Origin of the sequence: Streptomyces triticirhizae, from assembly GCF_003696235.1 — a bacterium.
Classification (GTDB): domain Bacteria; phylum Actinomycetota; class Actinomycetes; order Streptomycetales; family Streptomycetaceae; genus Streptomyces; species Streptomyces triticirhizae.
Window position 1 is genome coordinate 1 of sequence record NZ_RFFJ01000043.1, and the last position, 19783, is coordinate 19783.

Below are 19783 nucleotides of genomic sequence, written 5' to 3' on the forward strand. Positions count from 1 at the left end.
CGGCTCCCGCGCCGGCGCAGTCCCAGGCTCCCGCGCCCGCGCAGCCGAAGGCGACTCCCGCCCCGGCGGCCGCGCCGCGCGCCACGACGGCGCCGGCCCCGGCCACCGACGGCGCGTATGTCACCCCGCTGGTGCGCAAGTTGGCCAGCGAGAACGGCGTCGACCTGGGCCAGGTCAAGGGCTCGGGCGTGGGTGGCCGCATCCGCAAGCAGGATGTGTTGGCCGCCGCCGAGGCCGCGAAGGCGGCGGCCGCGGCGCCGGCCCAGGCCGCGCCGTCGGCCAAGGCGCCGTCCCCGGCCCAGCCCTCGCCGCTGCGCGGGCAGACGGTCAAGATGCCGCGCATCCGCAAGGTCATCGGCGAGAACATGATGCGCGCCCTCCAGAACCAGGCGCAGCTCTCCTCGGTGGTCGAGGTCGACGTCACCAAGGTGATGCGGCTGCGGGCGCGGGCCAAGGAGTCCTTCCTGGCGCGCGAGGGCGTGAAGCTCTCCCCGATGCCGTTCTTCGTCAAGGCGGCGGCCGAGGCGCTCAAGGCGCACCCGGTGATCAACGCCAGGATCAACGACGACGGCACCATCACCTACCACGACGTCGAGAACGTGGGCATCGCGGTGGACTCCGAGAAGGGCCTGATGGTCCCGGTGATCAAGAACGCCGGTGACCTGTCGATCGCGGGGATCGCCAAGAAGACCGCCGAGTTGGCGGGCAAGGTCCGCAAGGGCGGGCTGGCGCCCGACGACATGGCGGGCGGCACGTTCACGATCAGCAACACCGGCTCGCGCGGTGCGCTGTTCGACACCATCATCGTGAACTACCCGCAGGTGGCCGAGCTGGGCATCGGCGCCACGGTGCGCCGGCCGGTGGTCGTCAACCACCCGGAGCTGGGCGAGACCATCGCGATCCGGGACATGGTCTACCTGACCCTGTCCTACGACCACCAGCTGGTGGACGGGGCGGACGCGGCCCGTTCTCCCCGGGTCAAGAACAGGTCAAGCCACGCGGTCGCCAACGGCCCGACAGGAGAAGTGATGAGCCCGCCCATCGTCCACTCGCTGCGGCAGCAGATCCGTGAGCACATCGTGGAGGGCATCGTCAGCGGCCGTTGGCAGCCCGGCGAGCGGATCGTGGAGCGCCGGATCGCGGTGGAGCTGGAGGTCAGCCAGACGCCGGTGCGGGAGGCGCTGCGGGAGCTGGAGACGCTGCGGCTGATCGAATCCGCGCCCAACAAGGGCGTTCGGGTAAGGGAGTTGACCGCGAGCGACCTGGAGGAGATCTATCCCGTTCGGGCGGGGCTCGAACAGATCGCCGCCGAGTTGGCCGCCGAGCGCCTCGCCTCGGACGCCTCGGCGCTGGTGCCGGAGGTGGCGGCGCTGCGCACGGCCGACCGGGCGAACGACGCCGAGGCACAGGTGGGGCACACCGTGGCGTTCCACCACAAGCTCGTGATGGCCTCGGGCAACAGCGTGCTGCTGCACACCTGGGAGTCGCTGGGCATCGAGATCTGGACCGCGCTGTCGATCCGCTGGCTCGGCACACGCCAGCGGTCCTACGCGGAGGAGCACCAGGAGCTGATCGACGCGTTCCTCCGCCGCGATCCGAGGATCGGGGAACTGGTCAAGGAGCACGTGCTGAACTGTGCACCGCGTGCCTGATCTTCCCCGGTTCGCCCGATTTCTCCTGGCACAGGGTGTCAATTTTCGCGAATACTTTGATCGATCATCGATCAGGGGCCTATGGTTCGAGGGAAGACAGAGCCGCGCCACAGTAAGCACCTGTCCTGCCCTGTGGCGTGGCTCTACCCGAGGCCCGGGTCCCCGATGTCGCGCCAACGAACCTACGGGACCCGGCCCTCACGGTTGCCCTCATGCTGCCAGACGGCGAGACCGCCGGGGCCGGTTTCTGGTCACCAGGTTCTCCGCAGCCGGGGCTTCCGCGCCCGCGTTGCCGGCGCCCCGGTTTCCGAACGCCCGACCGATCGTGGAGGCTGGACGGGTGCGCGCGGCTCGATTGATCAGGCTGGTCCTGTTGTTGCAGTCCCGACAGAGCATGACGGCCGGGGAACTGGCCGCCGAGCTTGAGGTCTCCGAGCGGACGGTGGCCCGGGATGTGGAAGCCCTCTCCGAGGCCGGCGTCCCGGTCTACGCGGACCGGGGCCGCGCCGGCGGGTACCGCCTCGTCGGCGGCTACCGCACCCGGCTGACGGGCCTGGGGCGCGACGAGGCCGAGGCGCTGTTCCTGTCCGGAGTGCCGTCCGCGCTACGGGACATGGGCCTGGCGGACACGGCCTCCGCCGCCCGGCTGAAGGTCTCGGCCGCGCTCCTGCCGGAGCTGAGGGACGCCGAACACAGCGCCGCGCAACGGTTCCACCTGGACGCACCGCACTGGTGGCAGCCGCCCGAGACGCCCGAGGCACTGCCGGCGGTCGCCGAGGCGGTCTGGGGCGAGACCCGGATGACGGCCGCCTACCGACGCGGCGACGGCTCGACGGTCACCCGCTCCTGGGAGCCGCACGGCCTGGTGCTCAAGGCCGGCGCCTGGTACCTGGCGGCCCGGCCGGTGGGCGGACGGGAGCACCGCGTCTACCGGGTGGCCCGCTTCTCCGAGGTGACGGTGACCGACGAACGCTTCGACCGGGACCCGGAGTTCGACCTGCCGTCGTTCTGGGCGGAACGGGCGGCGGCGTTCGCCCGGGCGATCCTGCGGGAGACCGTTCGACTTCGGCTGAGCCAGAGCGGCGCCCGCCGGCTGCGGGCCCACACCGACCGGACGGCCGCCGAGGAGGCACTGGCCGGGGGCGAGGGGCCGGACGAACGGGGCTGGGTCACGGTCACGCTGGCCGTGGAGTCACTGGACGTGGCCTATGAGCAACTGCTGGCCCTGGGAGCTGAGGTGGAGGTACTCCACCCGCCGGAGCTACGGGCCCGCTTCGCCCGCTCGGCCGCCGCGCTCGCGGCACTCTACGGCGAGGCGGAGACGGTGTCCGGTCCTTGACCTCAACCACGCTTGAAGGCGCAGCATCGGACCATGACCTCAGACCTGCCGGACCCTTCGGAGATTCGGGCGGCGCTGGACCAGCGCGCCGTCATCGACGCCGTCAGCCGCATGTTCCGCTCCTTCGACACGCATGACCACTCCGAGGAGACGGCCACCCGCTTCCTGACCGAGGACGTCAGGGTGACCACGCCGGTCGGCACCGCCGAGGGACTGGCCGAGGTGACCCGCCTGAACGCGGAGGCGCTGGGGCGGTTCGCCGGCACCCAACACCAGGCGACCGACGTGCTGGTGGAACTGGCCCCCAACGGGGAGACGGCGGTGGCCGACTGGAACGCCCTGATGACCCATGTCCACCACGACTCGACGCTCCGCCAACGCGGCCCCGGGGCCGACCCCCTGTTCGTGGTCGGCGGCCGCTGGCACGGCGAACTCATCCGCACCCCACATGGCTGGCGCTTTCGCGCCCTGACCGTCGAAAGAGTGTGGAGCAGAGGCGAACCTCCCACTCTGGGCTGAGCCCCGCCAAGGCCCGGTCCCCCGGACACCCGAGCGCGAGGCACCCGGGGCGCGGGGGCCACCCGGGCGCGGGGCAGGGCGCACGAGGCACCCGGGCGCGGGCCAGTGGACGCGAGGGCCGGCGCCGGGGGGGCAAACGGGCACGGGGCAGGGGACGCGAGCGGACGAGGCCGGGCACCGCGTGCGGGGCCAACACCACGGGCGAGCAGGGCAAGCGACAGGGGAGCCGGGGCCCGGCGATCCGGGCGAACCGGAGGGGCCATCCGCTCGACGGGCATCCTCGGCGCGAAGCGAGTCCGCCACCCCGACGGACCTCCTCCACACGGAGCGCCTCTCCGCCCCGAGAGCGACCCCAGGACGACGGAAGGACTCTCCGCTTCGAAGCGAGCCCTCATCGATAGCGGAGAGCCTCTCCGACCCGCCGCTCCGCGCACCGGGCACCAGGACGGAGGGGCGCTCCTCCGGAACGGCGCGCGCGAAGTGGAGACCTCCTCCGCACACACGGCGGCCGCCGCCTCGGACATACCCCAGGCGGAGAGGTTCTCCGCACCGAAGGGCCGTCCCACACCGGAGAGACCTTCCGCACCCCCTCATCGGAGAGGTTCTCCGACATGAACGAGCGATCTCCGAATCGGAGTGACCCACTGCGCCGAAGACCACCTGGAAACGGAACGCCGCTCCGGCGCTCCCCCTCTGGCGCGCTCCCCCTCTGGCACACGCCCACGCCGGAGAGGGGCGCCCCCAGGGGGCGCCAGGCGGAGACTTTCTCCGGTGGGAGGCAGCCCGACGCGCCGGAGAAGCTCTCCCCTTTGATCAGCGCCTTCGACACCCGGCCCGCGCACGCCGCAGGGGGGCGTGGCCTCTCCGGAGAAAGCTCCCGTCTCGTGTCCGATCCACGAGCCGGAGAGGCCTCCACACCGGTGGAGTGCGGACGCTCCCGCGAGACCGTCAAACGCTCCGACCTGGCCGGATGGGCCCAGTACGGGTACTGCGCCAGCCACAGCCGCTTCTTCTGGGGCCTGCGGCTGCACCTGGTGTGCACCCTGCAGGGCCTGCCCGTCGCCTTCGCCCTGACCGGCGCCAAGGCCGACGAGCGCGAGACTTTGCTGGACCTGCTCGCGGCCGAACCGCACCTCCTCGCCGCCAGGCGCGGCCAGACACTGATCGGGGACAAGAACTACTACGGCCTTACCTTCGAACAGGAACTCGCCCAACAGGGCATCCAGTTGCTACGACCGACCCGCAAGGGCGAACGGCAGCGGCCCGGCGGACCCCTGTTCAAGCCGTTGCGACAGATCATCGAGTCGATCAACCAGACGTTCAAGGGACAGCTCGACCTCGAACAGCACCGAGGGCGCACACCGCGCGGCGTCATCGCCCGTGTCATGCAACGCATACTCGCGCTGACCGCCGTGATCTGGCACAACGACCACACCGGACAAGCCACCCCCCGCCAGCTCACCTCATACGATCACTGACCCCTTGGAATTGATCATCTAGGTGGCGGAGGTCTCCGCCTCGGAGCCACCGTTCGGGAAGCGACCGAGCAGCACGGGCGCCAACTCGCGCCAGGCGGCGAGCGGGAGCCCGGTCGGGTCGGCGGTGAGCACCTGGAGGCAGACGTGGTCGGCGCCGGCCGCGAGGTGGTCGGCGACCCGACGCCCGACGTCCGCGAGGTCGCCATAGGCCACGATGGCGTCGACCAATCGGCGGCTTGGGGCCGCGGAATCCAGATCGTCGTCGGTGAAGCCCAGCGTGCGTAGGCTCCGCAGCTGGTGCGGCGCCATCAGATAGCCGGCGACATGGGCGGCGGCAAGCTCCCGTGCCCGGTCGCGGTTCCGGTCGAGCACCACGGCCTGCTCGACCGCCAGGTAAGGCTCGGGACCCAGGATCTCCCGTGTCCTCACCGTGTGTTCGACCGGCACGAAGTAGGGATGCGCCCCGAGCGTGCGTTCACCTGCGAGCGCCGTCATGCGCGGGCCGAGTGCCGCGAGGACCCGTGCTGGCGGGTCCGCCGGCGCGGGGCCGTGCGCGGGAACCGCGTCCATCGAGTCCAGATAGGCGCGCATGGTGTCCACGGCGCGTCCTCTCGCTGGCATCGGATAGCCGTCCAGGTCGTGGATGGTGTCATCCACCCGGTGTCCCCCGAGCCCCAGCAGATGGCGCCCGGGAAAGGCGTCGTGCAGCGCCCGCTCGGCACCCACCAGGGCTATCGGGTCGCGAAAGGCGATGTTCGCGATGCCGGAGGCAACCGTGAGTCGCCGCGTGGCCGAAAGCAGCAGCCAGGACTGACTCACGGTGTCCCGGCCGAACGCCTCTCCGAACCAGATCGCGCCCCAGCCCTGCTCCTCCAACTCGCCTGCCGTCTCCCGCACCAGGCCGGCCGGCTGGGCGTCGAAGGCGAACGTCCACAGGCCGAGCGGTCCGGTTGCCCGGCGCAGCCTCGCCGCCGCCGTTGTCTCGGTCGACGCAACGGTCATGTTCCAGCCTCTCGTTACTGCCGGGCAGGCATCGACCACCCAGGAATCGGAGAACCTCTCCGCTTCACCGGTCACCGTACACCGAACACGGGCCGATCCGGAGAACCTCTCCGAATCATTCCGTGAGCGGTCCAGGCACCCCGAACATCTTCCGGTTGGCGTGGGTGGCCGATCCGGTTCGAACGGGCGCCAGCCTCGGGGAGGATGGGGGCATGACGGACACGAGGGAGAGTCGGAAGAAGAACCAGCCGAGTGGAGCGCCGGCGGGCCTGCGGCCCAGCGCCCGCTCGGACGCGCTGCGCAACCGGGCCCGGCTGCTCGCAGCCGCCGAGAACGTCTTCGCGTCGGCCGGCCCCGAGGCCTCGCTCAACCAGATCGCTCGCCAGGCCGGCGTCGGCCCCGGCACCCTCTATCGCCACTTCCCGACCCGCGACGCCCTGCTGGCGGCCGTGCTCACCGAACGGATCGAGCGCCTGACGCAACGGGCCGACGCGCTGCTGACCGACTCCGACCCCGATCGGGCGCTGGCCAAGTGGCTGCACGCCTTCCTGGACCATGCCCAGGCCCAACAGGGCCTGGGTAGCGCCCTGTTGTTGACCAAGTCCGAACTCGGCTTCGACTGCCACCAGCGGCTGCGCGAAGCAGCTGGCGAACTCCTGGCCCGCGCCCAGGGCTTGGGCACCACCCGCCCGGACCTGACCACCGAGGAGGTGCTGCGGCTGGTCGTCGGCATCGCGTTGGCCACCTCGGGCGGGGCGACGAACGAGGACGGCGGCGAGGTGGTGGCGCGCCCCGAGCGGCTGCTCGCCCTGGTGCTCGACGCCCTGCGCCGCCGCCCGTCCAAGTCCCGGCGTTAGCGGGCGATCAGCGGTAGTCGGCCGCGTCCACCTCCTCGCCTGCCAACGCCCGCGACAGGAAACCCCAACAGTCCGGACGCGAGCCGTCCACGTCGGTCACCCCGTACTCGCGCGCCAGCGTGGCGCTGTCCAGCGAACGCCCGTTGAACCGCGCGCGCTCCGGGTCGGCGGCCAGGGCCGCCACCCCCCGCCCCAGATAGGTCGGGGTCTCCGAGATCGCGAAGTACGGTTCTTTCGCGATCGCATCCCGCCAGTTCTCCTCGGTGACGCCGAAGGCGGATTCCAGCATCTGCTCGGAGCGGAGGAAGCCCGGCGTCACACTGACCGCCGCGCAGCCGAAGCCCTTCAGCTCCTGTCCCAGCCCCGCCACCATGCGGATCGGCGCGTACTTGGTCAGGTCGTAGTAGAACGATCCCCGGTAGGTGGCGTTGGACTCGGCCGTTCCGTCGGTGACCTCGACCAGCAGCCCGCCCTCGTTCCGCACCAGCAGCGGCAGGGCGAAGTGGCTGGTGATGATGTGCGACTCGACGCCCAGGCGGAGCATCCGCATCCCCGACTCCAGGCCGAACTCCCACATCTTCTTCTCACCGGAGACATCGACCAGGTGCTCGCCGCCCCAGACGTCGTTGATCAGGACGTCCAGCCGTCCACGTTCCCGGTCGATCCGTTCCACCAGGGCCCGCACCCGCTCCGCTTCGAGGTGGTCCGTGGGCACGGCGATGCCCTCACCACCCGCCTCGGTGACCAGTTCTCCGGTTTCCTCGATGGTTTCGGTGGCGCGCCCGACCTCGCTCACCGAGGACCTGGTGGTGCGGCCGGTGACATAGACCGTCGCTCCCGCCCGGCCCAACTCCACGGCCATCGCGCGTCCCGCGCCCCTGGTCGCTCCCGCGACCAGCGCGATCCGTCCGGCCAGTGGTCCATCCTGTGTCGTCACGCGTGCGTCCTCCGCCTGTTCCTTCGCCCGGTGTTCGCGCATCCGGGCGACCGTGTTGCCTCGTCCATCCATCGCGTGAGCCGTCGATGTCGACTCATCGATGGACAACCGGAGAGCCGTACCGCTTCCGGCCGTTCCGACCCTGGCAGCCAATCCAGACACCTTCTGTCGGGTTTATCGGGCCTCCGCCGACACCGCGCGGCGGCGGCCACTCGTCCGGGTGACCTCCGAGGTGCGGACCGTGCCCCGCCCGCCGATCCTGATGCCGTGATGGACGAGACGGAGTTCTGGTCGCTGGTCGACGGCACGCGACTCGCCGCCGGGCGCGATCCGGACCTACACGCCGAACTGCTGGTGGAGCGCCTCACCGGGCTGGACCCCGAGGCCGTCCACGACTTCGCGCGGCACTTCGAGGCCCGCTTCAGCCGCGCCTACCGCTGGGATCTGTGGGGCGCCGCGTGTGTGCTGCTGAACGGCGCGGGCGACGACGCCTTCGAGAACTTCCGCTGCTGGCTGATCAGCCAGGGCCGAACCGTCTTCGAGGGGGCGCTCGCCGACCCGAACGCGCTGGCCGAGTTGCTGCCCGACTTCGACGAGCGGATCGAGGGGGAGGCCGAGGAGATCGGCTACGCCGCGTTCGACGCCTATGAGCAGCTCACCGGGGTGGAACTGCCCGATCTCGGGCTTGGAGACCCCGGCGTCGAACCGCAGGGCGCCCCGATCGATCTTGAGGATGAGGAGGCGCTCTCCGCCGCCTTCCCCGAGCTGTGGGCGCGGTTCGGGGCGCGCGGCCGGTCGGCCGACCAGCAGGGGCTCGCGGGTGGCCCGGCCCAGGTGTGATCGATCAGGATGGCCCCATGGCAGCTGACTCCTCCTCCGACCTCCCCTCGCCCTCCTCCGGTCCCGCCCCCGCTCCGACGCCGAACGAGGGTTCCTCCGACGGCCTCCCGCGCCGCGTCGCGGTCTCCGGCACCTCGGGCCTGCTCGGGGGCGCGTTGGCCGACTCGCTCCGCGCCTCGGGGTGTGAGGTGGTGCGCCTGGTCCGTCGTGCGCCGGGGGCGCACGACGAGGCGCGTTGGGACCCCTCGGGCCAGGACCGGGCGACCAACGTCTCCGCCCTGGCCGGCTGCGACGCGGTGGTGCACCTGGCCGGTGCCGGGGTCGGCGACCACCGGTGGACGACGCGCTACAAGAAGGTCATCAAGGACAGCCGGGTGCTGGGCACCACGGCGATCGCCGAGGCCATCGCCGCCCAGGCGGCCCCGCCCCGGGTCTTTCTGTGCGGCAGCGCGATCGGGTACTACGGGGACACCGGGGACCGCGCGGTGGACGAGGATGCCGCCGCCGGCGAAGGGTTCCTGGCGGACGTCTGCCGGGACTGGGAGGGCGCGGCCGAGGCGGCCCGCCGGGCGGGGGTGCGCACGGTCCACCTGCGCACCGGCCACGTAGTGGCCCGCAAGGGCGGGGCGTGGGGCCGGCTCTTCCCGATCTTCCGGGCCGGCATCGGCGGGCCGCTGGGCAACGGCCGGCAGTACTGGAGCGTGATCTCGCTCGCCGACCACCTGGCGGCGATGCGATTCCTGATGACGGAGGGGAACGAACTGGCGGGCCCGGTCAACCTGACCGGCCCCGAACCCGTCACCAACCGCGAGGTCACCCGCATCATGGGCCGGGTGCTGCACCGGCCCGCGATCCTGCCGGTGCCGAAGTTCGTCCTGCGCGTGGTGGTCGGCGAGTTCGCCGAGGACATCGTGGGCAGCCAGCGAGTCCTCCCGGCCCGCCTCCAGACCTCGGGGTTCACCTTCCAGCACCCCACGGCCGAGACGGCGATCCGCGCGGCGCTCGACTGACAGGCCGGGGGCGGCAACGTGGTCCCGACGGGGCGGAGGCGCGCCCGCCGCCGCGAGGGTCCCCGGGCGTAACGAAGCGATAAGGAGCCGATTGGTCACTGTCAGTGGCGGGCTGTACGGTTCGGACCATGAATCTTCTGACTCTCCGTGACCGTTCCATCGCTCTGGCGACCTCCGCCGCCCGACGTCTGCCGAGGCTGCCCGGTGCCGGCCGTCTCCTGCCCCGGCGCCAACCCCCTGGAGAGCGGATTCCGTTCGTGTCCCTGCTCCCGCCTGGCCACCTCGCGCCACGGGACGACACCGCCTCCCCCGGCCGCAGGATCGCGCGAACGCTGCGACGCCTCGGGCCGCTTGCCCAACGCCTCACCCAGCGCCTCCTCCGGGCCGTCGTCCAGCCCCTCCTCAGGCGTCTCACCCAACTCCTCCTCCAGCGTCTCGTCCGGGACCATGCGGCCGGCTCGGTACCCCACGTTCGTGCGGTCGACTCGGCGCCCCACGTTCCCAGGCCCGGCAGCGCCGCCAACGGCCGCCGGGCGGGCGGGAGGAGCGCCCTGCCCGGGGTCTGCGCCCTCCTTGTGCACCGATACCCGGTCCGTGCGCTCTGCCGCTTTCGGGATGTCGTGAGAGGGTCGGCTCCGGTTCGGAAGGCATTGCTCGCGCCGCAGCGGGCATCAGGTACCAAGGCTCACCCGCCGAGGACCGACCGCCGCTCCGACGCACCGACCACCTCACCAGGGAGGCCCAGTGCTCAGCAGCCGAACACGCCACACGGACACCGACGTTGTCATCATCGGAGCAGGAACCGCCGGGCTGGCAGCGGCCCACCGGCTGAGCGCGGCCGGGCTGGCGATCACCGTGCTGGAGGCCAGCGACCGGATCGGCGGCCGGATGGCCACCGAACAGCGGGACGGCTTCCTTCTGGACCGCTCCAGCCAGCTGACCCTCCCCCAGTCCCCCGCACTGGCCGAACTCCCCCGGCCGGTGGCGCTGCGTCCGCTGACCGGCGGGGTCCAACTGCACGGCGCCGGCCCGGTCCGCCACCTCGGCGGCGAGAGCGACGAGAACACCCCGCCCGCCGAGTCCTTCGACCAGATCTGGCTCCGGGCCAACCTGGCCAGGCTGGGGCGGCTGACCGAGGAGCAGCTCTCCCGGCGGCCCGAGGTCACGGCCGCCCAGGCCCTGACCCAGCGCGACATCCCGGCCCGCATCGCCGATGCCATGCTCAGGCCAACGCTCGCCGCGCTGCTCCACGACCCGGAGTTGGCGACGTCGAGCCGGTTGAGCGACGCCGTGCTGCACGCCTTCGCCCGCCATGGTCTCGCGCTGCCCGAGGGCGGCTCGGCGGCGCTGCCGGCGGCGCTGGCGGCCGAGTTGCCGGCCGGGTCGCTGCGCACGGGGGTCAGGGTGACCTCCGTCGCCACCACCCGGGTCGAGACGGCGGCCCATGGCGTCTACCGCTGCCGGGCCGTGGTGGTCGCCACCGGGGCGGCGACGGCGGGGCGGCTGCTGCCGGGCCTGCGGATGCCGCGCTTCCACCAGATGACCGTCCTTCACCACGCGGCGCCGACGCTACCGACGCCGCACCCGGCGCTGCTGGTGGAGGCCGGCGGGCGAGGTCCGGTGGCCCACTCGGTGGCCGCCTCCGCCGCCGACCCGAGCCGGGCCCCCGCCGGCCAGACGCTGCTGACCTCGGTGATCATCGGCCCGCAGGCGGCGGAGCCCGCCGAGTTGCTCGACAAGGTGGCCCGACCCCAGCTCGGCGAACTCCACGGGGCGTCCGCCGACAGCTGGCGGCTGCTCGCCGCCCACCACGACCGGCAGGCGGTGCCCGTGCTGCCGCCGCCCTATCGGCGGCGCCGGCCGGTGCGCCTGCTGGACGGGCTCTACGTCTGCGGCGACCACCGGGACCTGCCGGGCATCACCGGGGACCTCGTCTCCGCCCGCCGCGTCAGCCTCGCCGTCCTGGAGGACCTGGGCTGCGCCCGGGCGGCCACGGGCGCCAGCATGGCCGTCGGCTGATCCTGGCCGCCGCCCGGCCGGGCCTACCGCAGCACCGCCGTCTTCTCGCGGTAGGCCCGGACGGCCGCCGCGTCCCGGAACGGCTCCAAGCGTCGCTCGAAGTCCTGGACGTACTCGTGGGCGCGTGCCGAGCGCATCTCGTTGGCCTGCTGCGCCGCCTCCGCCGCGAGCGCGCACGCCTGCTCCACGTCGCCCAGGCCCAGCCGGGCCGAGGCCAGCACCACCCGGCAGAACAGCCGGCTGCGGGCGTACTCGGGGGCCCTCAGCTGGAGCGAGCGCTCCGCGTGCCGGGCGGCGGCCCGGTACTGCTTCAGATCCCGGTTGCAGTGGCCGAACTCGTCGGCCAACTGCGCCTCGTCGAAGAAGCGCGCCCATGGCGGCGCGTCCTCCGACGACCGGGCCGCCTCCAGCGCCCGCTCGGCCCTGGCCATGGCGGCCGTGCACGACCTGACCTCGCCCAGCAGCCCGTGGCCACGTGCCTCGACCGCGTGCAGCAGCGCCTGGACCACCGGCGCCACCGAGCTGGCGATCCCCTGCTGCGCCACCCGGGCCAACTGCACGGCCTCCCGGCCGTGACCGAGGTAGATGGCTTGTCGACTCATCGACACCAGGACATAGCTGCCGTACCCCCGGTCACCCGCCGCCTGGGCCAGGCGCAGTGCCTGGACGAAGTACCGCTGGGCGAGGCCGTGGGCGGCGATGTCGTAGGCCGTCCACCCGGCGAGCCGGGTCAGCTCAGCGGCGGCCGAGAACAACTTGCGGCCGATCTGTTCCCCGTAGCTGCCCCGGAGCGTGGGCTCCAGCTCGTGCTCCAGGTAGCGGACCAGCGCCTGCCGGGCGTGGCCGCCCCCGTATGCCTGGTCAAGACCTCGGAACAGCTCGGCCACCGAGCGCAGGGCGGCGATGTCGCCCACCGTCACCCGCTGGCCCGGCCCTCGCTCCACCCGGTCGATCCGGCTGGGGCGTGGCATCCGTGGGTTGGCGCGGGCGGCACCGAGCGGGCCGTGGCCGCGCAGTTGCTCGGGCACCCGCACGGTGGGCGAGGGGGGATCGTGTGCGGGGCCGCCGTCCGGGGCTTCGCCCCGGGCGACGCGTTCGTCGGGGCGGCCGATCAGCCAGTCCCGGCTGGGCACCACGAGGCCGGCCGGGGTGAACGCGATCTTGCGCAGCTCGGCGTACCCCCCGGTGTCCTTCCGCCAGAGGCCGGCGACGATGTCGATCGCCTCGGCCGGGCTGCCGGCGAACTCCAGCCCCGCGTAGACGGGGGCGCAGGCCTCAAGGCCCAGGTCCTGCGCGGAGAGCCGGCGGCCCAGCCGGCGGGTGAACACCTCGGCGATCAGTGCCGGGGTCGTGCCACGCGGGCGCTGACCGCGCAGCCAGCGGGTGACCGAGGTCTTGTCATACCGGAGGTCGAGGCCGTGTTCGAGGCCAAGTTGATCCACGCGTCTGGCGAGCCCGGCGTGGGAGAAGCCCGCCTCGGTGATCAGGGCGGCCAACTGTCGGTTCGGGTTGCGCGGGGTGGTGGACTGCGGGGAGGCCGGGCCTCCGGGTCGTTCCGTAGACATCGGCGATGCGGTCTCCTGCCTTACGGCTGTGCGGCTGGAACGGCGTGAATGTAACGGTCCTGCCAGGTCGCAACGCCGCGACGGCGGATGATTCATCCGTATGTGTGAGCCGGAGGCCACCCCCCTCGCGGTGGTCGGCCGGGCTTAGAGTTGGTGCGAGGCGCCAGTGCGTCTCACACCAGAACGTGTATGCCAAGCACGTGTACGGAAAGCGAGAGTTGCAGTGGACGAGCTGCGCTTTGTCCATCTGGGGTTCGGAGACGAGGCGGTGGAGTACCACGCCGCCTGGCAGGAGCAGCGTCGCGTGCACACCGCTCGCTTCGCGGACGAGATCCCCGACACCTGTCTGCTCCTGGAACACCAGTCGGTGTACACCGCCGGGCGGCGCACGGAGGACAGCGAGCGCCCCCTGGACGGCACCCCGGTGATCGATATCGATCGCGGGGGCAAGATCACCTGGCACGGACCGGGCCAGTTGGTGGGCTATCCGATCATGAAGTTGCCACGTCCGGTCGATGTGGTGGCCCATGTGCGCCGTCTTGAGGAGGCGTTGATCGGGGTCTGCGCCGAGTTCGGCCTGGAGACCACCCGGGTCGAGGGCCGCAGCGGGGTGTGGGTGCTGGGCGACGAGGTCGCCGGCGCGCGGGCCGGTCTCGGCGGTCTGTCGTTGGACTTCGACCCCCGGCGGCACGACGAGGAGTTCGACCCCCGGCTCAGCGGCCCCGAGTACGCGCCGTCCAACGCCGGGCAGCGTCACGAGGACCGCAAGCTGGCCCAGATCGGCATCCGCGTCGCCAAGGGCGTCACCATGCATGGCTTCGCGCTCAACTGCGATTCGGACAACACCTGGTTCGACCGGATCGTGCCGTGCGGCATCAGGGACGCCGGGGTGACCTCGCTCTCCCAGGAGCTGGGCCGCCGCATCACGGTCGCCGAGGTACTTCCCGTGGTGGAGAAGCACCTGTCCGCCGTGTGGTCGGCCGCCACCCCACTGCCCAGGGCCGTGTGACCGGGATCACCCCCACTTCCCGAGGCGTACGCTGGGGAACGCCAAAGAATCGAAAGCCGTAGGGAGCCGGACGTGTCCGCTGTCGCACCAGACGGTCGCAAGATGCTGCGTCTTGAGGTCCGGAACAGTCAGACCCCGATCGAACGCAAGCCGGAGTGGATCAAAACCCGTGCCCGTATGGGCCCGGAGTATCAGGCGCTGCACGGGCTGGTGAAGCGCGAGGGCCTCCACACGGTCTGCCAGGAGGCCGGCTGTCCCAATATCTTCGAGTGCTGGGAGGACCGCGAGGCGACCTTCCTGATCGGCGGCGAACAGTGCACCAGGCGCTGTGACTTCTGCCAGATCGACACCGGGAAGCCGGCCGATCTCGACCGGGACGAGCCCCGCCGGGTGGCCGAGTCGGTGCGCCAGATGGGCCTGAGGTACGCCACGGTCACCGGCGTCGCCCGGGACGACCTGCCCGACGGCGGCGCCTGGCTCTACGCCGAGACCGTGCGCCAGATCCATCAGGCCATGCCGGGCACCGGGGTCGAGTTGCTGATCCCCGACTTCAACGCCGTTCCCGAGCAGTTGGATGAGGTCTTCGCCACCCGCCCCGAGGTGCTGGCGCACAACGTGGAGACGGTGCCGAGGATCTTCAAGCGCATCCGTCCCGCCTTCCGCTACGAGCGTTCGCTCCGGGTGCTGACCCTCTCCCGCGAGGCGGGGCTGGTCACCAAGTCGAACCTGATCCTGGGGCTCGGCGAGACCCGCGAGGAGGTCAGCCAGGCGCTGCGCGACCTACACGAGGCCGGCTGCGAGCTGATCACCATCACCCAGTACCTGCGGCCCACCCCCCGGCACCACCCGGTGGAGCGGTGGGTGAAGCCGGACGAGTTCGTCGAACTCCAGCAGGAGGCCGAGGAGATCGGATTCGCCGGGGTGATGTCGGGGCCGCTGGTGCGGTCCTCCTACCGGGCCGGCCGGCTCTACCGGCAGGCCGTCGAGCGGCGCGGCACCCCGAAGGTGGCGTGATCGCGGCACCTCGGGGGCGGCGAGGCGCCGCCGGCTGTTGACCCGGGGGTCACGGGGCGGAAACACCGTTGGACAACGATGAGGGGGAGCGTCATCCATGGCTGAGCCATGGCGGGTTCGTGGGGTGCGGACGGGCGCACCGGGGATGGTCCGACCCGGCTGGGCCGGGGCGAGGGGGAAGGGCGCTGTGATGGGTCTGGTTCAGCTGGTACACCGGGAGCGGCCGAGGGTGGGCCGGGCCCTACGGGCCCTGGACGAGCGGCTGTTGGCCGGCGGTCGGCGCACGGCTCTGGAGAACGCCTGGTCCGCGGTGCGGGAGGACCAGGAGCGGGCGGCCGCTCACCGGGAGGCGGAGCGCGCCCTGCGCGCGGCCGACGCCGGTCAGTCGCCGCCCGCGCTGCCCACTCCCGGCGCCTGACCCGGGGAAGCGTGGGGCCGGGAGCGCCGTAGACTGACCGGCATGGCGCGGAAGGAAAAGGAACAGGATTCCGAGAACCCAGGCCGGCTGAAGCAGATCGGTCTGACCTACAAGATGGCCAAGCGGGTCGATCGATGGATCGGTCTGTGGCTGGCTCTGGTCTTTCTTGTCACGTTCGGGATTGTTCTCGGCATCGGCATTCTCTGGGGACACCCGGTCTACCTGGGCATCCTGGGCTTCCTGGTCGCGCTGTTGACCACGGCCATCGTCTTCGGCCGCCGGGCCGAGCGGGCCGCCTTCAGCCAGATGGAGGGCCAGCCGGGTGCGGCGGCCGCCGTGCTGGAGAACATGCGGCGGGGCATCGTCTTCACCCCGGCGATCGCGGTCAACCGGCAGCAGGACGTGGTGCACAGGGCGGTCGGCAAGTGCGGTGTGGTCCTGGTCGGCGAGGGGAACCCGAACCGTCTCAAGACCCTGATGGCCGCCGAGAAGCGCCGGATGAACCGGGTGGTCTCCGATGTCCCCGTCCACGACCTGGTCGTGGGCAAGGGCGAGGGCCAGGTGGAGCTGAAGGAGCTGCGGCGTCGGATCGTGAAGTACCCCAAGGTGCTGGCCGGCCCTCGGGTCACCGAGGTCAACGACCGGCTGCGTGCCATGGGGGATTTGATGAACAACATGCCGATCCCGAAGGGGCCTCTCCCCAAGGGCGGAATGCGGCTCAAGGGGAACAACCAGGCGCCCCGGCGCGGACGCTGAGGCCCACCGGCCGCTTCTTCGTGCCGACCTGTCGGTCTACTTCTTCGCCGGGCCTTCTGGGGTTTCCGAGGTCTCCGGGGCCGGTCCGGAGAGGTTCTCCGGGGCCTGTCCCGTGAAGCGCACCTGGACCGCGCCCACCGCGCGGTCGTGCAGGCCCCGGCCGTCGCGGTCCCAGACCAGGGCGGGGATCGCCAGCGACAGCAGCAGCGAGCGGAGCGCGGCACGGGGGAACGAGAGGCGCCCACCCGACAGGTGCAGCACCCGCAGCCCCAACAGCCGCTTGCCGGGCGTCATCCCGACCGTGCCCACGGTGAGGACACACATCAGCGTGAAGACCACCAACGTCCAGTTGTTGGCCATGGCGACGTCCCCGCCGGCGAGCAGACCGTATGCGATCAGCGCGCACAGCGCCCAGTCCACGCAGATGGCGGCGGCCCGCCGCCCGACCGTCGCGACCGATCCCGGGCCCTCCCTGGGGAGTCCCAACCGCTCACCCCGGTAACCGAAGTCGATCCCCATGTCCTCGGCCGCCGCACGGGGGCCGGAGAGCCACGAACCTATTGCCTGCCGGTTGTCCACGCCTCCACGGTAGCGCGGCCGCCGCGCCGGCGTGCCGCCGGCTATCCGGCGAGAAGTCCGGTTAACACTGGGGAAACAAGTGGGTCATGCCCGAGAAATGGCCTCTACCTAGGGTCGGCCCCGGCAGGCCCGCGCGACGGGCCATTCCCGAGCTGCACATCCCCGCCCTGCCGGGTCGGGGCTAGGAGGACATCGGATGTTCCGAAACGCCGACGAGATCAAGAAGTACATCGCGGACAACGACGTCAAGTTCATTGACGTCCGCTTCTGCGACCTGCCGGGCATCATGCAGCACGTCACCGTTCCGGTCGAGGCCTTCGACCCGGCGGAGAGCCTGATGTTCGACGGATCGTCGATCCGCGGCTTCCAGGCCATCCACGAGTCCGACATGGCGCTGGTTCCCGATCTGTCCACGGCGCGGGTCGATCCGTTCCGCAAGGACAAGACCATCAACATCAACTTCTTCATCCACGACCCGATCACGGGCGAGGCCTACAGCCGCGACCCGCGGAACGTGGCGAAGAAGGCCGAGGCGTACCTGGCCTCCTCCGGCATCGCGGACACCGCGTTCTTCGGCCCCGAGGCCGAGTTCTACGTCTTCGACGACGTGCGCTTCGAGACCCGTTCCAACGCCGGCTACTACTACATCGACTCCGAGGCCGGCGCCTGGAACACCGGCGCCATCGAGGAGGGTGGCAACCGGGGTTACAAGGTCCGTTACAAGGGTGGCTACTTCCCGGCCCCGCCCGTCGACCACTTCGCGGACCTGCGGGCCGAGATCTCCCTGGAGTTGGCCGCCGCCGGCCTGAAGGTGGAGCGCCAGCACCACGAGGTCGGCACCGCCGGCCAGGCCGAGATCAACTACAAGTACAACACCCTGCTGGCCGCCGCCGACGACCTGATGCTCTTCAAGTACATCGTGAAGAACGTCGCCTGGCGCAACGGCAAGACCGCCACCTTCATGCCCAAGCCGATCTTCGGCGACAACGGCTCCGGGATGCACGTCCACCAGTCGCTGTGGCAGGGCGAGACCCCGCTCTTCTACGACGAGCAGGGCTACGCCGGGCTGTCGGACATCGCCCGCTACTACATCGGCGGCATCCTCAAGCACGCCCCGTCGCTGCTGGCGTTCACCAACCCGACGGTGAACTCCTACCACCGCCTCGTCCCCGGCTTCGAGGCGCCGGTCAACCTGGTCTACTCGCAGCGGAACCGTTCCGCCGCGATGCGCATCCCGATCACCGGCTCCAACCCGAAGGCCAAGCGGGTCGAGTTCCGCGCGCCCGACCCGTCCTCCAACCCGTATCTCGCCTTCTCGGCGCTGATGTTGGCGGGCCTGGACGGCATCAAGAACAAGATCGAGCCGGCCGAGCCGATCGACAAGGACCTCTACGAGCTGGCCCCGGAGGAGCACGCCGGCGTGCCGCAGGTCCCGACCTCGCTGCCGGCGGTGCTGGACGCGCTGGAGGCCGACAACGAGTACCTCCAGGCCGGTGGCGTGTTCACCGCCGACCTGATCGAGACCTGGATCGACTTCAAGCGGGAGAAGGAGATCGCCCCGATGCAGCTCCGGCCGCACCCGCACGAGTTCGAGCTGTACTTCGACGTCTAAGCCGCGTCGAGCACGACGAGGCCGGCGAACGGTCCACGGCGAGGGCCACGGCCGCGTCGCGGCTCAGCGCAGCGTCACCTCGCGGGCGCCCAGGAAGGGGGCCAGGGAGAGGATGGTCTGCGGCGCGCGCAGCTCGGGGGTGGCGAGGTACAGCTCGCGGGCGGCCGCGAAGTCGACCTCGGGGTCGGTGACCTGGGCGATGCGGTCGTTGAGGGCGCGCAGGGCGTCCGTGAGGTCGGCGTCGTCGGTGGGGTCCTCGCCCCAGACGTCCCACAGCAGGGGCTCGGTGCCGTTGAGCATGGCCAGGTCGAGGCAGAGGACCGCGCTGACGAACCACTCCCCCGCCAGGGTCACCTCCGGGGTGCGCACGCCGAAGGTCGACGGGTCGGCCTCCCCGGCGCGCACCGCGCGCCAGGCGGCGCCGGCGGTCAGGAAGCGGTCGCGGGGAACGTCCAACGGGTCGATGCCGGCGGGCGGTTCGGTAGCGATGTTGGCGTCCGCGAGCAGCCAGCCGCGTCGCTCGTCCCAGTACTCGGTGACGGCGTGGTCGGCGTGGAAGCCGTCGTCGCCGAAGTAGTCGGCGAAGCCGTACCGCATCCGCGCCGGGATGCCCGCGTGGCGCAGGAACGAACAGAGCAGCAACGCGAAGTCACGGCAGATGCCGACGAAACGGTCATCGTTGCTGCGCTCCTCGGTCAGGGGTGCGCCGTTCCGGTCGAGGATGATCCGGAGGATGTCGTCGAGGTAGCGGGTCTCGGCCTCGTGGTGGAGGCGGTCCTCCGGTATCGCATAGCCCCGGTGTTCGCCCTCCAGCCGGTGGATGACCAACCCCCGGGCGACCCGGGCCAGTTGACCTGGGTCGGCGGGGAGTGCGGCATATGCCGCACTCAGTGGCCCCGGGTCACTGAAGGAGGTGTGGGTGGTGTAGAAGGCGGCGACCTCGGGCGCGAGGCGGGCGGGGACGGGCATGAACGCTCCAGCTCCTCGTAAGTTCGTTCGATAACGGAGGGCGGCTCAGCGTGGCAAAGGTCGCCGCCCCCTGTCCACCCCGATGCGGGCGGCCCCCGGTTCGGGTCCCACGCGGAGGGGGCCGGTTCGACGACCGATCGAGAGTTACCGGATTGTTTGGCCGCTTTTGCACCGAATGGCCTATCGGCCTACGTTCGAAGAAGCGGCC

At 71.5% G+C, this 19783-nt stretch carries 15 protein-coding genes and 4 pseudogenes; 14 read left to right on the forward strand and 5 right to left on the reverse strand.

What is annotated here, in order from left to right; all coding sequences use genetic code 11:
• From EBN88_RS31735 to EBN88_RS10600, 5 genes and pseudogenes are all read left to right on the forward strand, one after another.
• Nucleotides 1-968, forward strand: a pseudogene (locus EBN88_RS31735) (2-oxo acid dehydrogenase subunit E2); the annotation flags it as partial.
• 147 nt (nt 969-1115) lie between these two features.
• A pseudogene (locus tag EBN88_RS31740) lies at nt 1116-1652 on the forward strand (GntR family transcriptional regulator); the annotation flags it as partial.
• Between the two features lie 340 nt (nt 1653-1992).
• A complete protein-coding gene (locus EBN88_RS10590; protein ID WP_122183567.1) occupies nt 1993-2991 on the forward strand; it encodes a helix-turn-helix transcriptional regulator in 999 nt (332 codons plus the stop codon).
• Between the two features lie 33 nt (nt 2992-3024).
• A complete protein-coding gene (locus tag EBN88_RS10595; RefSeq protein ID WP_122183568.1) occupies nt 3025-3510 on the forward strand; it encodes a nuclear transport factor 2 family protein in 486 nt (161 codons plus the stop codon).
• 911 nt (nt 3511-4421) lie between these two features.
• Nucleotides 4422-4988, forward strand: a pseudogene (locus EBN88_RS10600) (IS982 family transposase); the annotation flags it as partial.
• 18 nt (nt 4989-5006) lie between these two features.
• On the opposite strand, the gene EBN88_RS10605 reads toward EBN88_RS10600, so the two are convergent.
• The gene (locus EBN88_RS10605) at nt 5007-5990 is read right to left on the reverse strand and encodes a TIGR03620 family F420-dependent LLM class oxidoreductase (RefSeq protein ID WP_122183569.1); all 984 of its coding nucleotides are present in this window, start codon (nt 5988-5990) and stop codon (nt 5007-5009) included.
• 212 nt (nt 5991-6202) lie between these two features.
• Here EBN88_RS10605 and EBN88_RS10610 point away from each other — a divergent pair, with 212 nt between their 5' ends.
• On the forward strand, nt 6203-6847 hold the full coding sequence (locus EBN88_RS10610; RefSeq protein WP_122183570.1) for a TetR/AcrR family transcriptional regulator: 645 nt from the start codon (nt 6203-6205) through the stop codon (nt 6845-6847).
• Nucleotides 6848-6854: 7 nt separating this feature from the next.
• Here EBN88_RS10610 and EBN88_RS10615 read toward each other — a convergent pair whose 3' ends face one another.
• On the reverse strand, nt 6855-7826 hold the full coding sequence (locus tag EBN88_RS10615) for an SDR family oxidoreductase (protein ID WP_122183571.1): 972 nt from the start codon (nt 7824-7826) through the stop codon (nt 6855-6857).
• 228 nt (nt 7827-8054) lie between these two features.
• Between EBN88_RS10615 and EBN88_RS10620 the strand changes: the two genes are divergently transcribed.
• From EBN88_RS10620 to EBN88_RS10635, 3 genes are all read left to right on the forward strand, one after another.
• Nucleotides 8055-8624, forward strand: a complete 570-nt coding sequence (locus EBN88_RS10620) for a DUF4240 domain-containing protein (protein WP_122183572.1) — start codon at nt 8055-8057, stop codon at nt 8622-8624.
• A 17-nt stretch (nt 8625-8641) separates the two neighbouring features.
• Complete coding sequence (locus tag EBN88_RS10625; protein ID WP_122183573.1) at nt 8642-9634, forward strand: TIGR01777 family oxidoreductase; 993 nt, start codon at nt 8642-8644, stop codon at nt 9632-9634.
• Between the two features lie 744 nt (nt 9635-10378).
• Nucleotides 10379-11653, forward strand: a complete 1275-nt coding sequence (locus tag EBN88_RS10635; protein WP_122183575.1) for an FAD-dependent oxidoreductase — start codon at nt 10379-10381, stop codon at nt 11651-11653.
• Between the two features lie 23 nt (nt 11654-11676).
• Here EBN88_RS10635 and EBN88_RS10640 read toward each other — a convergent pair whose 3' ends face one another.
• Nucleotides 11677-13218 carry a regulator gene (locus EBN88_RS10640; RefSeq protein ID WP_122183576.1) on the reverse strand — a complete coding sequence of 514 codons (1542 nt, stop codon included), beginning with the start codon at nt 13216-13218 and terminating at the stop codon, nt 11677-11679.
• A gap of 166 nt (nt 13219-13384) precedes the next feature.
• Here EBN88_RS10640 and lipB point away from each other — a divergent pair, with 166 nt between their 5' ends.
• The 4 genes from lipB (at nt 13385) to EBN88_RS10660 (ending at nt 16415) form a co-directional block, all read left to right on the forward strand.
• Nucleotides 13385-14227 carry a lipoyl(octanoyl) transferase LipB gene (gene lipB / locus EBN88_RS10645; protein ID WP_267902548.1) on the forward strand — a complete coding sequence of 281 codons (843 nt, stop codon included), beginning with the start codon at nt 13385-13387 and terminating at the stop codon, nt 14225-14227.
• 72 nt (nt 14228-14299) lie between these two features.
• The gene (lipA, locus tag EBN88_RS10650) at nt 14300-15241 is read left to right on the forward strand and encodes a lipoyl synthase (RefSeq protein ID WP_122183578.1); all 942 of its coding nucleotides are present in this window, start codon (nt 14300-14302) and stop codon (nt 15239-15241) included.
• Nucleotides 15242-15431: 190 nt separating this feature from the next.
• On the forward strand, nt 15432-15659 hold the full coding sequence (locus tag EBN88_RS10655; protein ID WP_122183594.1) for a hypothetical protein: 228 nt from the start codon (nt 15432-15434) through the stop codon (nt 15657-15659).
• Between the two features lie 42 nt (nt 15660-15701).
• Nucleotides 15702-16415 carry a DUF4191 domain-containing protein gene (locus EBN88_RS10660; RefSeq protein WP_122183579.1) on the forward strand — a complete coding sequence of 238 codons (714 nt, stop codon included), beginning with the start codon at nt 15702-15704 and terminating at the stop codon, nt 16413-16415.
• A 117-nt stretch (nt 16416-16532) separates the two neighbouring features.
• Here the strand turns inward: EBN88_RS10660 and EBN88_RS10665 are convergent.
• Nucleotides 16533-16994, reverse strand: a pseudogene (locus tag EBN88_RS10665) (RDD family protein); the annotation flags it as partial.
• A gap of 196 nt (nt 16995-17190) precedes the next feature.
• On the opposite strand from EBN88_RS10665, the gene glnA reads away from it, so the two are divergent.
• Nucleotides 17191-18606 carry a type I glutamate--ammonia ligase gene (glnA, locus tag EBN88_RS10670; RefSeq protein ID WP_122183581.1) on the forward strand — a complete coding sequence of 472 codons (1416 nt, stop codon included), beginning with the start codon at nt 17191-17193 and terminating at the stop codon, nt 18604-18606.
• Between the two features lie 63 nt (nt 18607-18669).
• Here glnA and EBN88_RS10675 read toward each other — a convergent pair whose 3' ends face one another.
• Entirely contained in the window at nt 18670-19575 is a 906-nt protein-coding gene (locus EBN88_RS10675) for a transglutaminase-like domain-containing protein (protein ID WP_122183582.1), read from the reverse strand.
• Between the last annotated feature and the right edge of the window lie 208 nt (nt 19576-19783).

Bases quoted from the DNA above. Each gene is read 5' to 3' on its own strand.
- EBN88_RS10595 (WP_122183568.1), top strand. From the start codon at position 3,025: ATGACCTCAGACCTGCCGGACCCTTCGGAGATTCGGGCGGCGCTGGAC.
- EBN88_RS10605 (WP_122183569.1), bottom strand. From the start codon at position 5,990: ATGACCGTTGCGTCGACCGAGACAACGGCGGCGGCGAGGCTGCGCCGG.
- EBN88_RS10610 (WP_122183570.1), top strand. From the start codon at position 6,203: ATGACGGACACGAGGGAGAGTCGGAAGAAGAACCAGCCGAGTGGAGCG.
- EBN88_RS10615 (WP_122183571.1), bottom strand. From the start codon at position 7,826: ATGCGCGAACACCGGGCGAAGGAACAGGCGGAGGACGCACGCGTGACG.
- EBN88_RS10620 (WP_122183572.1), top strand. From the start codon at position 8,055: ATGGACGAGACGGAGTTCTGGTCGCTGGTCGACGGCACGCGACTCGCC.
- EBN88_RS10625 (WP_122183573.1), top strand. From the start codon at position 8,642: ATGGCAGCTGACTCCTCCTCCGACCTCCCCTCGCCCTCCTCCGGTCCC.
- EBN88_RS10640 (WP_122183576.1), bottom strand. From the start codon at position 13,218: ATGTCTACGGAACGACCCGGAGGCCCGGCCTCCCCGCAGTCCACCACC.
- EBN88_RS10655 (WP_122183594.1), top strand. From the start codon at position 15,432: ATGGGTCTGGTTCAGCTGGTACACCGGGAGCGGCCGAGGGTGGGCCGG.
- EBN88_RS10660 (WP_122183579.1), top strand. From the start codon at position 15,702: ATGGCGCGGAAGGAAAAGGAACAGGATTCCGAGAACCCAGGCCGGCTG.
- glnA (WP_122183581.1), top strand. From the start codon at position 17,191: ATGTTCCGAAACGCCGACGAGATCAAGAAGTACATCGCGGACAACGAC.
- EBN88_RS10675 (WP_122183582.1), bottom strand. From the start codon at position 19,575: ATGCCCGTCCCCGCCCGCCTCGCGCCCGAGGTCGCCGCCTTCTACACC.